Below are 12,301 nucleotides of genomic sequence, written 5' to 3'. Positions count from 1 at the left end.
GGATTGGAGAATACGCACCCGCGACCATCGGCAAGTTTTCAGTGAATTACCGGAAAGATAAAGTCTTGTCCTGCCTCACCCCACTGCGGCAGACTTGAGCCGTGGCCGAAAGGCGCCCGCGACCACGAGTGCGCCGACCAGGCACAGCCCCGCATTGACGATGATCGCCGTCGTCACGCCACCGAGTACGGACTGCTGGGCCACGACGACCGCGCTCATGATCGGGATGCCCATCGTGATCCCCACTTGTTGACTCATGGTCGCGATCCCGGTGGCGAGCCCCTGCTCCGCGTTCGGCAGTCCCGACGTCGCCGTCACCATGAAGCCGACGATCACCACGAGGTTCGCGACGCCTCCGACGAACGTCGCGACGAGGACGAGCCACATCCACGAGCCCGGAAGTCCCACCAGGACGAGCGAAACTGTCGCCACTGCCTGCACGAGGAGACCAACGACGATCGCTCGTACGCTCCCGAACCGGCCGATGACCCTTGGTCCGACGATGCCGCCGAGCACCGTGCCCACGCCGAGGACGCCGAACGACAGCCCCGCCGCGAGGGCCGAGAAGCCCAGTACCTCCTGCAGGTACAGGGTCAGGACGAAGACCAACGACGTCTCGGTCGCGAACGCCAGCAGCCCGGCGAAGTTGCCCCACCCGACCGAGCGTCGGCGCAGTACCGGTAATGGCACGAGCGGCGCCGATACTTTCCGTTCCACGAGAACGAACGCGACGAGCAACACCACGCCAACGAGCAGCGCCGGCGGAGCGACTGTCAATCCGTAAACAACGGCGAGCAGGCCGAGAGTGACGAGCACCGCGCCCGGAACATCCAGCCGCGGCCGTATCGCCGGCCGAGCCTCGGCCAGCACGAACGGCGCCACAACGAGCACGAGGGCAGCCACGGGCACGTTGAGGAAGAACGCCCACCGCCAGCTCAGCACGTCGGTCAGGACGCCACCGAGGATCGCGCCAGTGGTGAAGCCAGCCGCCATCAACGCACCGTTCAGCCCGAGAGCGCGGGATCGCAACGCTCCTTCGGGAAACGACGTCGTCAGCAACGACAACGCCGCCGGCGTCACCGCCGCGGTCGCCAGCCCCTGCGCCACCCGTGCCGCGAGCAGCACGCCCGGCGATGTCGCCAGGCCACCGATCAGCGACGCTATGCCGAGCACCGCCATCCCCGCCAAGAACAGCCGGCGCCGCCCGAACAGGTCGGCCACCCGCCCGAACAGCAACGTGAAACCGGCCGCACACAGGGCGAACGCCGTCGCCACCCACTGCAGGTGCTCCAGCGCGAAGCCGACGGAGGCGCCGATGTCCGGAAGTGCCACGTTCAGGATCGAGAAGTCCACCGCGAGCGTGAAGCTCGCGCTCAGCAACAGGACGAGGACGACGCGTTGACGACGCGTCATCCGTTCCTGGGTCACATCCACCACAGCAGTCATGCCGCCAACGGTCGGCGCGATCGCCGATGCCAACCAGAGCCTGTGTCGCCTAGCACTCGCAGGGTTAGGCAGAACGGCCGCCGGCGAGCAACCATGGACTCATGGAGACGACGGCGCCACTCCGATTGGTCGAGTCGGGGTCGCTCAGTTTCGCCGGTTCTAGCTGGCCATCACGTCGGTCAGCGGCATGACCGACGCGCGAAGGGCTTCTTCGACGACCCCGACTCGACTGGGCGAGTACCTCCGGACGCGGCGCGCCCAGCTCAGCCCGGAGGACGCGGGCGTGGTGTCGTACGGCGCCCGCCGGGTGCCGGGACTCCGGCGTGAGGAGCTCGCCCAGCTCGCCGGCGTGAGCGCCACCTACTACACGCGCCTCGAGCAGGGCCAGAGCGCGAACGCGTCCGAGGCCGTGATCGACGCCCTCGCGACCGCGCTCGACCTCGACGACGACGAGCGCGCCCACCTGCACACGCTCGCCAAGCCGGCGAAGCGGAAGCGCACCCGGGCGCCGAAGCCCGCCCGGGCCAGTAGGAACGTCCGGCAGCTGCTCGGTGCGCTCATCGAGGTTCCGGCCGTGGTGATCGACCGGCGCAGCGACGTTCTCGCCTGGAACGCACTCGGTCGCTCCCTCCTCGCCGGTCACCTGCTGCCCGACGCGCCGGACGACCTGGCCGACCGGCCGAACCTGACCCGCATGCTGTTCCTCGACCCGCACCACCGCGACCTCTACCCGCGCTGGCAGGAGGAGGCGGCGCGGGCGGTCGCGTCGCTGCGGGTCTTCGCCGGACGGTCGCCGGACGACCGCGTTCTCGCCGAGCTGGTGGGCGAGCTTTCGGTGAAGAGCGCGGAATTTGCAGCCCTGTGGTCGAAACATCCGGTCGCGAACTGCGTTTCCGGAACAAAGCAGTTCCGGCACCCGGAAGTCGGCGAGCTGGAGCTCACGTTCGAGGCGCTCTACCTCGCCGAGGACGAGGGCCAGCGCATCCTCCTGTACAGCGCCGAGTCCGGCTCGCCCTCGGAGGCCGCGCTGCGGCTGCTAGGCCGTTAGCTCGCTGGCCCGCGCGAGGAAGATCGCGCGCTCGCGGGCGTTGCGGGTGAGCTCGGCGGCACGTTCGAACTCCACCCGTGCCTCGTCGGCCCGGCCCAGCTTCGCCAGCAGGTCGCCGCGAACGGCGGGCAGCAGGTGATAGCCCTGCAGGACGCGCTCGTCCATCAGCTTGTCGAGACGTTCCAGTCCCGCGGCCGGACCGGACGCCATTCCGACCGCGACGGCCCGGTTCAGCTCGACGATCGGCGACGGCGAGATCTGGGCGAGGATCTGGTACAGCGTGGCGATCCGTTCCCAGTCGGTGTCCTCCGGCGTCGCGGCCCGCGCGTGGCAGGCGGCGATCGCGGCCTGCAGCGTGTACGGGCCGAGCAGCCCGCCGAGCTCCTCCGCCTTGGTCAACGCCTCGAGCCCGCGCCGGATCAGCAGCCGGTCCCAGGTCGAGCGGTCCTGGTCGAGCAGCAGGACCGGGTTGCCGTCGGCGTCGGTGCGCGCGGCCGTACGGGACGCCTGGATCTCCATCAACGCGACCAGCCCGTGCACCTCCGGCTCGGTCGGCGCGAGGCCGGCGAGGATCCGTCCGAGTCGCAGCGCCTCCGTACACAGCGTGGGCCGCATCCAGTCGTCGCCCGCGGTCGCCGCGTACCCCTCGTTGTAGACCAGGTAGATCACCTCGAGCACCGACGCGAGGCGCTCGGACAGGTCGGCCGGCGGGGGAAGCTCGAACGGCACCTGCTTCTCGGCGAGCGTGCGCTTGGCCCGGACGATGCGCTGGGCGACCGTCGGCTCGGGGACAAGGAAGGCGCGCGCGATCTCGTCGGTCGCGAGGCCGCCGAGCAGCCTGAGCGTGAGCGCGACGCGTGCCTCGGTCGAAAGTATCGGGTGGCAGGCCATGAAGATCAGCCGAAGCAGGTCGTCGCCGATCTGGTCGTCGAGGTCGTCGTCCCAGTCGGGGTCGAGCCGGTCCGAATGGTCTCGGCCGATCTCCTGCAACTTTCGTTCGTGGTTCGTCCGGCGGCGCAACTGGTCGATCGCGCGGTGCTTCGCGGTGGCCATCAGCCAGGCGCCGGGGTTGTCGGGTACGCCGTCCCTCGGCCACTGCTCGAGCGCGATCACCAGCGCGTCCTGGGCGAGCTCCTCGGCCTGGCCGACGTCGCGGACCAGCCGGGTGAGCCCCGCGATCAGGCGCGCGGACTCCATCCGCCACACCGTCTCGATCGCGCGATGCGTCTCGACCCCAGCCGTCATGGGCCTGATCCAAGCACCGACAGCCGAAAGCCCTCAACTTCCTTCCGGAAGTCGAGGGCTTCGTGGCCGGTAGTTTCGTTAGGCGGGCGGTCCGGCGAAGTCCTCCGGCCCGAAGATCTTGAGCACGTCGGCCTCGCCCTCCCAGCCTTCCCAGAGGTCGCGGTGCAGCTTGACGAAGCGGTTCGCCCACTCGACCGCTTCCTCCTTGGAGCGGACCTCGTAGATCGCGTAGCTGATCAGTTCCTTCGCCTCGGTGAACGGGCCGTCGGTGACGCTGAGCTGGCCGCCGGTGAGGGCGACGCGGGCACCGTTCACGCTCGGCTGCAGGCCGGCCGTGTCGAGGAGCGCTCCGGCCTTGGTGGCCTCTTCACCGAGCTTCATGATTCCCTCCATCAGTTCGGCGGGGGGCGGGGTCGGAGGGTTGGTGCCGCGGAGCAGGACGAGGTAGCGCATGATCTTCTCTCCTTGGGTGTGTGGCGGGTGAGGTTACTTGCTGGCTCGCTGGTAGAGGTGCACCGCGACGGCGGCGACCCAGGTCCAGGCGAGCGCGACGGCGATGCCGAAGCCGACGTTGGCCACGACGGCGCCTCCGGTGGAGGCGATGCCGATGAACGAGAAGAGGAAGAGCACGCCGGTCGCGACGGAGTACGCGGCCCAGGCCTTGCGACCCTCGCCGGCGAAGCGGCGGGCCAGGACGATGCAGCCGATGACGAGCGCGAGGAACCCGATTGCACCAGCCGTGAAGTGGCCCAAGGCGTGCCAGCTCATGGTCACCGGGCCGCCGGTCGGCGTGCCGGCCGGGAAGCCGAGCGCGGGGTCGGCGCGGAAGATTCCGGCGGCGATGAGACTTGCGCCGTACGTTCCGATAAGTCTCGGAGCCCACTTGGCGCCGCGGCCGTCCTTGAGGGCGCGGCCGAGGCCGACGGCGAACGCGATCGTCATCAGGCCGGTGAGGACGAAGTTCGTGATCTGGATCCAGCCGAGGTCGCCGTTGCTGAGCAGGCTCACCTGGTGGCGGCTGAGGTCGAACCCCTCGCGGGTGAACGCCTGGGTCAGCGCGACGATCGTGTAGAGCGGGCCGGCGACGACACCGTAGCCGAGCAGGCTCCGGGTGACGCTGGTGGCGGGGTCGCAGACGGCGTTCTTGCTGGTCAGGGTGGCGGCGGTGGCGGTGTGCTGCGTCATGGTCGGCTCCTGTGAAGTCTGGTTCCGACCCGTTCGTGGGCCGGCCTTTACCTAGGCCTCGAACGACCAGACCGGGAATCGACACGACTTCCGAACTTTCTCAAGAAACTTTCGCTGGGGTCTCGCCGGGTCGGTATGTGACGCTGAGTGGCATGGGGACGACGCGGCGTTTCTGGTGGAACTTCCTGCGGATGCTCGTCGCGATGAGCGGAGGGATGCTGCTGCTCGGACCACTCTGGTCGCTGGTCTGGCCCGGGCACGCGTCCGGGGTGGAGGGGATGACGCTGCTGATGGCGACGAACATGACCGTCGGCGTCGGAGTGTGGATGGTGCTGCGCGGCCACGGCGTCGTGGCGGTCGGGGAGATGGCGCTGGCGATGTACGTACCGTTCCTGCTGCTGCTCGTGCCGTACCGGCTCGGCGTGCTCCCCGCCGACGGCGTGCTGCTCGGCGGCCACGTGCTGATGCTGCCGTGCATGCTGCTCGCGATGGTGCGGCGGCGGGACGAGCACAGCCGGCCTGTGGTTCGGCGTCAGCTGGGCGGGTAGGGGCTCGGCCGTGAGCGACGAACAGGAGAGCAGACGTCCGACGGTCGACGACGTCGATCCGGAGGCCTTGGCGATCCACTCGATGGACGACATCACCCGTATGCACGGGGACGGTGACGAGACCGAGCGGATCGCGAGCGCAACGGGTGACGTGGAGCTGGTCGAGGAGCCGGCCGACGACGTCGAGGACGACGGAACGGGTAGCAGCAACAGCTAGGGCCGCCTTGTCGGTGGTGGGTGCGAGCATCTCGCGACATGACCTCGATCCGGATCGCGGTGGCGCAGGGCGTGGGGACGCGGGCGCAGATCCCGGACGGGGTGTCGATTCGTGAGCATGGCCGGCGCATTCGGGAGCTGATGACCGTCGCGGCTGACGGTGGAGCGCGGCTGATCTCGTTCACCGAAGGGGCGTTGTCGGCCTACCCGGACAAGCGGTGGCTGTCGCGCGATCCCGATCGGTTGGCGGAGTCGGACTGGTCGCGAGTCGACTGGGCGGTGCTGTCGGAGGAACTCGCGGCGACCGTCGAGCACGCCGGCGACGTGGGTGTGTGGGCGGTGGTCGGCTCGGCCCATCGTGACGTGGGAAGCGCACGACCGTTCAACAGCTTGTACGTGATCAGTGGGACCGGGCAGCTCGTCAGCCGGTACGACAAGCGATACCTCTCCCCCAGCGAGTCGACGTATATGTATGCCGCGGGCGATCATCCGACCGTCTTCGAGGTCGACGGGTTCCGCTTCGCCTGCGCGCTGTGCTGTGAGGCATGCATGCCCGAGGTGTTCATCGAGTACGAGACACTGGCGACCGACTGTGTGCTGATTGGCGGTGGTGACCCGCGACTGGCCAAGGCGAACGCGTTGCTCACCGGGATGTGGATCGCCTTCGCCGCTCCCGGGAGCGACGGGTCCGGTGTGGCGTCACCCGACGATCGATGGCTGGCCACCCGTACATCGGACGGAACGCCCAGCGTCGTGTTCGCCGACCTCGATCCGCACGCGATGCGCGCCGGCTATGACCGCGGCTACCGGCCCTGGCGCGCGTACTTCCGCCAGAACAGCCACTGCCCCACGCCCGCTGAGGTCACGGCGATGCTCGAGCCTCCGAGGCAGACCTAGACCCCGTTGCGGAAGTCGGCGGTGCTGGCGGATGGGCACCGATGCCGCCTTACCTGGTGAGCGGGTGCTCTACGCGGGGTGTATCCCACGTAGAGCGGCGAATGATCATGTAAACATGATCATTGGCCGTCGCTAGGCCGGGTTGGGCTCCAGCGTGCGGCTCACGATCCAGCGGTGTTTGCCGATCTGGCGCACGCGCTCGAAGCCGTACTCCTCGTACAGCTCGACCGTCATCTCGAACAGGAAGCGCCCGTGGGCGATGCGGTCGGCGGTCACCTCGGGGAGGGCTTCGACACGTCCTCCGCCCGCGTGGGCGATCAGGTCCAGTGCCCCCTCGAGCGCGGCGCGCGCGATGCCCTGGCGCCGGTGGCGGGTGTCGACGTAGAAGCAGGTGATCCGCCAGTCGGGCGGCGGCGGGGGATCGGCTTCGTACGCACGCCGGTTTTGCTCGATGATCGGCTGTTCCTCGAGCCTGCCGTACTTCGCCCACCCCTGCGCCAGGCCGTCGGCGTCGAAGACCAGCGCGGCGTGGGCACGGCCGGCGCGCACCAGCTCCTCCTTCTTGGCGCGCTTGTCGTACTTCTGCCAGCGGTACGTCTCGCCGTTGTCCATCGCGTGGTGACCCATGCACCAACAGCCGCCGAAGACTCCGCCGTTGCGCTCGACCAGCTCCGCGAACGCGTCCCAGGTCGTCCCGTCGAGCGCGCGAACGGTGTACGGCGTCAGCCCACCCATCCGGCCCACTGCTCTCCGCCGTCGATCTCCAGCGCCTTGAGGTAGACGCTGAGCTTGCCGTAGAAGATGTAGACCGCCTCGCGGTAGACCTGATGCTGGACGAACGGCGAAGCGACGAAGCCGCCGCGGTCGATCCGGTCGATGCGCAGCTCCTCGTCGGTGAAGCGGTCCAACGCGGCCTTCATCGCGGCGTCCTGCGCGTCGAACCACGAGCGCAGGCCGGCGACAGTGACCGTCGCCGGCGGCGGGAGCTGGCGGTGCTTCCAGTCGAGGGTGAACGTCGCGAACGAGTGCGTGTAGACGCCCTGCAGGTCGCCCAGCTCGATCAGCAGTCCGCCCAGCGTGGGGTTCTGGCCGGGCAACTCGTAGCCGAGATCGGCATCGGACACCAGCGTCAGCAGGTGGTCCCGCATGCTGTGGTGGCTGCGGATCTCCTCGTCGAACAGCGTGTTCATCAGGCTCCTTCGTCAGCGGTCACGGTGGGTCGTTGCCGGTCAGCCCGTCGACCGCCTCGCGGACGATCGAGGTTTGGCCAGTGTGCAGCAGGTTCTCTTCGAGGATGTCGACGAGAACGCGGCGGCGGTTCACGTGGTAGTCGTCGCCGTACCAGGGAACGACGGTGTCGAGGTCGGTGGCCATGACCGTCCAGGCCTGCCTCGTCCGGGCGATCGTCTGGAACCACAGGGCGCGCAGCTCGTCGGGCTCGTGGGCGAGGGCGTCCCAGTCGACGTCCGCGAGCGTCTCGTCGCCGTCGCGGCCTTGGGCGCGCGCCGTCCAGTCCGCCTCGACCCTGGTGAGATGTTGGACCAGCCAGGCCAGCGTCAGCTCCGACGGCGGATGCTTCTGGAGCATCTGCTCGACAGGGAGCCCACCGGTCTTCCAGGCGAACTGGCGATGGACCCGGTCGAGGGCGAAGAGCAGCATCTCGCCCTCGGTGCCGGTCGCGCACTCCGCGAACGGGATGTCGGTGTGGTCCATCGGTCCTCCCCAGGCGTACGGATAGGCTGTCCAGCAACCAATCGAGAAGTTTCGATCAGTGAGCATACGGAAGTAATCCAAAAATGTCGATCAGTCAGCAGCAGTTTCCCGACTACGAGCTGGACGACGTCCGCCGCGTGTCGACCCCGCAAGGGGTCAAGGCGATGTTCCACCCGCTCCGCGGGACCGTGCTCGAGCTGCTGCTGGAGCGCGCCGCGACCGTGCAAGAGCTGGCTGCCGCGGTGGAACGGCCGAAGAGCAGCGTCGCCTACCACGTCGGGCTGCTCGCGTCGGCCGGGCTGCTGAAGGTCATCCGCACCCGCACGGTCCGCGGGCGGGAGGAGCGCTTCTACGGACGCACCGCCAGGTCGTTCTACGTCGAAGGCCCAGGCCCGGAGCGCACCGAGTCGACGCCGAACTGGTTCGTGGCCATCGCCGCCGAGTCCGAACAAGCCCAGCGCGACGACAACCTGCGTGCGGGCAAGAGATACGCCTGGATCTCCGACGACGACGCCGACGAGTTCTGGTTCCGCGTCATCGCGCTGGTCAACGAGTACGCGCAGCTACCTCGCACCGAGAACGGCGTGGCGTACGCGTTCCAGACGGCGCTCTATCCGACCAAGCACCCAAGACTGCCGCAGCCCCACGACACGGAGAGCGAGGACTGAGCGGCACGCGACTACTGAGTGCCGCCGTTCTTCAGGGCGCCCTTGGGGTCGTAGCGGTAGGTGATGTCGATCGGGCCGGCGGCGGTACGCCAGGTGCCGTTGACGATCTGGCGGGTGAAGCCGGACGAGGTGAAGTCACCGTTCGTCGCCTCGACCAGCATGGAGATCGTCGCGATCCCGTCGTTCTTCGCCGCACCCTTGACCAAGGCCTGCGGCGCCGTCCCGCGAACGGTGTAACGGCCCTTGCCGTCGGTGGTCGCCTTCGCCACGATGGCGGGCTCGAGGGTGGCGCCGGACTTGGCGGCCGCACGGTCGGTGGACCAGGTGAGCGTGATCGTCGCGCCGGCTACGGGCTCGGCGGGCTTGCCGTCGACAGCCTTACGCACCGTGCCGGTCACGATCACCGGGGCGTTGCTGTCCGCAGCGCGCTTGTTGACGTCGGCGGAGGGACCGGGGCCTGAGCACGCGGTGACGACGAGCACGCCGAGCAGCGTGAGAGCCCCACCAAACTTGATCATTCCCCACCCCCGGAAGACATCAGGCCCGCACCAGAGTACCCGGCAAATAGGGCGAGAAGAACGCGGTCCACAGGCGGTTGCTAAGCGTGCTGAGGCGGGCGCGTACAGTAGGGCAAGTTCGACATTGGTGACGAGAACGTCACATCCAGTGACCACATCCGGAGGGTCGCCCCCGTGACAACGACCAACGTGGACCGCATGCCGCCCAGTGTGCCCGCGCCCACCGAGGAAACGCTGAGCCGCAAGCGCATTCTCGTGGTGTTCTCGGCACTCATGCTGACGGTTCTGCTCGCCGCGCTCGACCAGACGATCGTCGCGACCGCGCTCCCCACCATCGTCGGCGAGCTGAACGGGCTCGACCACATCTCCTGGGTCGTCACCGCGTACCTGCTGTCGTCCACGGTCGTGATGCCGATCTACGGCAAGCTCGGCGATCTGTTCGGCCGCAAGGGCATCTTCCAGTTCGCGATCATCGTGTTCCTCGTCGGCTCGGTGTTGTCCGGCTGGGCGCACAACATGCCCGAGCTGATCGCGTTCCGCGCCCTGCAGGGCGTCGGCGCGGGCGGCCTGATGATCGGCGCGCAGGCGATCATCGCCGACGTCGTTCCGCCGCGCGAGCGCGGCCGTTACATGGGTCTGATCGGCGCGGTCTTCGGCCTTTCGTCGGTGATCGGCCCGCTCCTCGGCGGCCTGTTCACCGAGCACGCCAGCTGGCGTTGGTGCTTCTACGTGAACATCCCGCTCGGCATCATCGCGCTGTTCGTTACGGCGGCGGTGCTGAAACTTCCGAAGCACCACGTCCGGCCGCGGCTCGACTACTGGGGCGCGCTGCTGCTCGCGGTGGCGTCGACGTGCATCGTGTTGTTCAGCAGCTGGGGTGGTTCGCAGTACGAGTGGGACTCGTGGCAGATCCTCGCTCTCGCCGGCGGAGCGATAGTTTCGATCATTCTGTTCGTCGTTCGCGAACATTTCGCCAGCGAGCCGATCATTCCGCTCCGGCTGTTCCGGGACGGCATCTTCAGCGTCGCCAGCGTGATCGGGCTCATCATCGGGTTCGCGATGTTCGGCGCGATCGCCTACCTGCCGGTGTTCCTGCAGATGGTCGACGGCGCGACGCCGACCGAGTCCGGGCTGCTGATGCTGCCGATGGTCAGCGGGCTGTTCGTCGCGTCGATCACGGCCGGCCGGATCATGTCGGCGACCGGTCACTACAAGGTGTTCCCGATCCTCGGCACGATGATCGCCGGTGGCGGCATGGCGTTGCTCGCGCAGATGGACGTCGACTCGACTCGCGTGGAGAACGGCATCTACATGGCGGTGCTGGGTGTCGGCGTCGGTCTGGTGATGCCGACGCTGGTGCTCGCCGTCCAGAACTCGGCGCCCCGCGAGGACCTCGGCGTCGCGACGTCGGCGTCGAACTACTTCCGGCAGATCGGCGCGTGCCTGGGTACGGCGGCGTTCGGCGCGCTGTTCACGAACAGGCTCGCCGACGCGCTCACCGAGCGGCTGCCGTCGACCGGTGGCGCCCCGGTGCCCTCGGTGGACTCGATCACGCCGGAGTCGTTGCAGGGCCTTCCGGCCAACGTACGTGAGGGATTCGTGCTCGCGTTCGCCGACGCGCTGCCGCCGATCTTCCTGTACGCCGTTCCCGCGTTGGCCTTGGCGTTCCTGTTCGCCTGGTTCCTCAAGCAGAAGCCGCTGCAGGGTCACCCCGCCGCGACCACAGCCAGTGGCGACCCGGCGGCGACGCCGCTCGAGGCTTTCGAAGAGGACGAGAACGACCTGCGCGGTTACGCGGTGAGCCTGCCGGCGCAGCAGCGGACCGAGGAGGACGTCGTTCCCGACCTCGAGCCGGACGAAGACCCTGATGACGTTGAGGAAACCGTTCCACAGCTCGACGCAGTCGTACGTGAGGAAGACGAGGAAGCCGACCCGATGCCGATCCGAGTCAATGTGCGTCGCGGGGATGGTGAGCTCGTCCGCGGCACCGTACTCACCCTGATCGACCTTGCGGGCAAGCAGGTGGGGCGCAGCGTCGCGACGGGCGAGGGTGGCTACTCGATCGACAAGCCGGAGCGTGGGACGTACGTGCTGATCGCTAGCGCGCACGGTTACCACCCGGAGGCGACGCCGATCGAGATCGGTGACGGGCCGTTGGATCTCGCGGTGACGTTGACCGGGGAGAGCGGGCTCTACGGGACGATCCGTTCGGTCGGCAACGGCCCGGTGTCGGGCGCCACGGTGACGCTGACGGACCCGGCCGGGCAGGTGGTCGCCTCGCGTTCGACGACGTCGGACGGGTCGTACGCGTTCCGCGGGCTGGTGCCGGGGTCGTACACGATGGCCGTGTCGGCGCGGGTGTATCGCCCCGCCGCGTTGGTGGTGCAGGTCTCGGAGACGGGCAAGGTGCGCCAGGACGTCGAGCTGGTGGGCGGCGCGCAGCTGCACGGACGGATCCGCGGGAAGTACGGGCGGCGCCCGCTGCCCGGCGCGCGGGTGACGCTGCTCGATCCCGCCGGCCGCGTGGTCGGCGCCACGTCGACGGGTGAGGACGGGTCGTACCGCTTCGCCGAGGTGCCCGAGGGCCAGTACACCGTGGTCGCGACGACGTACCCGCCGTCGGCGAGCACGATCAAGGTGAGCGGCGGGCAGTCCCACGAGCACGACATGGAGCTCGCCTTCCCCGAGCCCGACGCCGGCGCTGGCGTTGGCGTTGGCGTGGCCGCTGTCTCCAACGGCCGGCCGGCATCGGTGGGGTCGTAGATGTCAGCCCTGTGGCGGGCGGTCCGAACGGTGTGGGCCGCCCTCAAGCACCAA

General features: G+C 68.7%; 14 protein-coding genes. 6 read left to right on the top strand and 8 right to left on the bottom strand.

The window, feature by feature from the left end; all coding sequences use genetic code 11:
* Positions 1–75: 75 nt before the first annotated feature.
* Positions 76–1,446 carry an MFS transporter gene (locus JOD67_RS08815; RefSeq protein ID WP_205116927.1) on the bottom strand — a complete coding sequence of 457 codons (1,371 nt, stop codon included), beginning with the start codon at positions 1,444–1,446 and terminating at the stop codon, positions 76–78.
* Between the two features lie 187 nt (positions 1,447–1,633).
* On the opposite strand from JOD67_RS08815, the gene JOD67_RS08810 reads away from it, so the two are divergent.
* On the top strand, positions 1,634–2,494 hold the full coding sequence (locus tag JOD67_RS08810) for a helix-turn-helix transcriptional regulator (RefSeq protein ID WP_205116926.1): 861 nt from the start codon (positions 1,634–1,636) through the stop codon (positions 2,492–2,494).
* On the opposite strand, the gene JOD67_RS08805 is transcribed toward JOD67_RS08810, so the two are convergent.
* The 3 genes from JOD67_RS08805 to JOD67_RS08795 all read right to left on the bottom strand — a co-directional run bounded on the left by JOD67_RS08805 (position 2,483) and on the right by JOD67_RS08795 (position 4,924).
* Entirely contained in the window at positions 2,483–3,739 is a 1,257-nt protein-coding gene (locus tag JOD67_RS08805; protein ID WP_205116924.1) for an RNA polymerase sigma factor, read from the bottom strand. The genes JOD67_RS08810 and JOD67_RS08805 overlap by 12 nt on opposite strands.
* A 78-nt stretch (positions 3,740–3,817) precedes the next feature.
* Complete coding sequence (locus JOD67_RS08800) at positions 3,818–4,192, bottom strand: YciI family protein (RefSeq protein ID WP_205116922.1); 375 nt, start codon at positions 4,190–4,192, stop codon at positions 3,818–3,820.
* Positions 4,193–4,225: 33 nt separating this feature from the next.
* Complete coding sequence (locus JOD67_RS08795; RefSeq protein WP_205116920.1) at positions 4,226–4,924, bottom strand: DUF998 domain-containing protein; 699 nt, start codon at positions 4,922–4,924, stop codon at positions 4,226–4,228.
* A 152-nt stretch (positions 4,925–5,076) separates the two neighbouring features.
* On the opposite strand from JOD67_RS08795, the gene JOD67_RS08790 reads away from it, so the two are divergent.
* Genes JOD67_RS08790 through JOD67_RS08780 form a run of 3 tightly spaced genes read left to right on the top strand, consistent with a single transcriptional unit; the run spans position 5,077 to position 6,585 of the window.
* Positions 5,077–5,472: a hypothetical protein gene (locus JOD67_RS08790; protein WP_205116918.1), complete on the top strand. Its 396-nt coding sequence runs from the start codon at positions 5,077–5,079 to the stop codon at positions 5,470–5,472.
* A 10-nt stretch (positions 5,473–5,482) separates the two neighbouring features.
* On the top strand, positions 5,483–5,689 hold the full coding sequence (locus JOD67_RS08785) for a hypothetical protein (protein WP_205116916.1): 207 nt from the start codon (positions 5,483–5,485) through the stop codon (positions 5,687–5,689).
* A gap of 38 nt (positions 5,690–5,727) precedes the next feature.
* Positions 5,728–6,585 carry a carbon-nitrogen hydrolase family protein gene (locus tag JOD67_RS08780; protein WP_205116914.1) on the top strand — a complete coding sequence of 286 codons (858 nt, stop codon included), beginning with the start codon at positions 5,728–5,730 and terminating at the stop codon, positions 6,583–6,585.
* 132 nt (positions 6,586–6,717) lie between these two features.
* Here the strand turns inward: JOD67_RS08780 and JOD67_RS08775 are convergent, their stop codons facing one another.
* The 3 genes from JOD67_RS08775 to JOD67_RS08765 are packed head-to-tail and all read right to left on the bottom strand — an operon-like array spanning position 6,718 to position 8,298.
* Positions 6,718–7,320 carry a GNAT family N-acetyltransferase gene (locus tag JOD67_RS08775; protein ID WP_205116912.1) on the bottom strand — a complete coding sequence of 201 codons (603 nt, stop codon included), beginning with the start codon at positions 7,318–7,320 and terminating at the stop codon, positions 6,718–6,720.
* Positions 7,308–7,775, bottom strand: a complete 468-nt coding sequence (locus JOD67_RS08770) for a hypothetical protein (RefSeq protein ID WP_205116910.1) — start codon at positions 7,773–7,775, stop codon at positions 7,308–7,310. The genes JOD67_RS08775 and JOD67_RS08770 overlap by 13 nt, the downstream gene beginning before the upstream one ends.
* Positions 7,776–7,794: 19 nt before the next feature.
* Positions 7,795–8,298, bottom strand: a complete 504-nt coding sequence (locus tag JOD67_RS08765; protein WP_205116908.1) for a mycothiol transferase — start codon at positions 8,296–8,298, stop codon at positions 7,795–7,797.
* A gap of 83 nt (positions 8,299–8,381) precedes the next feature.
* On the opposite strand from JOD67_RS08765, the gene JOD67_RS08760 reads away from it, so the two are divergent.
* Complete coding sequence (locus tag JOD67_RS08760) at positions 8,382–8,966, top strand: winged helix-turn-helix domain-containing protein (protein WP_205116906.1); 585 nt, start codon at positions 8,382–8,384, stop codon at positions 8,964–8,966.
* A gap of 11 nt (positions 8,967–8,977) precedes the next feature.
* Here the strand turns inward: JOD67_RS08760 and JOD67_RS08755 are convergent, their stop codons facing one another.
* On the bottom strand, positions 8,978–9,484 hold the full coding sequence (locus tag JOD67_RS08755) for a peptidase associated/transthyretin-like domain-containing protein (RefSeq protein WP_205116904.1): 507 nt from the start codon (positions 9,482–9,484) through the stop codon (positions 8,978–8,980).
* 174 nt (positions 9,485–9,658) lie between these two features.
* Here JOD67_RS08755 and JOD67_RS08750 point away from each other — a divergent pair, with 174 nt between their 5' ends.
* Entirely contained in the window at positions 9,659–12,247 is a 2,589-nt protein-coding gene (locus JOD67_RS08750; RefSeq protein ID WP_205116902.1) for an MFS transporter, read from the top strand.
* Positions 12,248–12,301: the final 54 nt, after the last annotated feature.

The organism is Tenggerimyces flavus, from assembly GCF_016907715.1.
GTDB lineage: Bacteria > Actinomycetota > Actinomycetes > Propionibacteriales > Actinopolymorphaceae > Tenggerimyces > Tenggerimyces flavus.
Note: the sequence above shows the minus strand (reverse complement) of the source record. Positions and strands in the feature narration are given on the sequence as shown.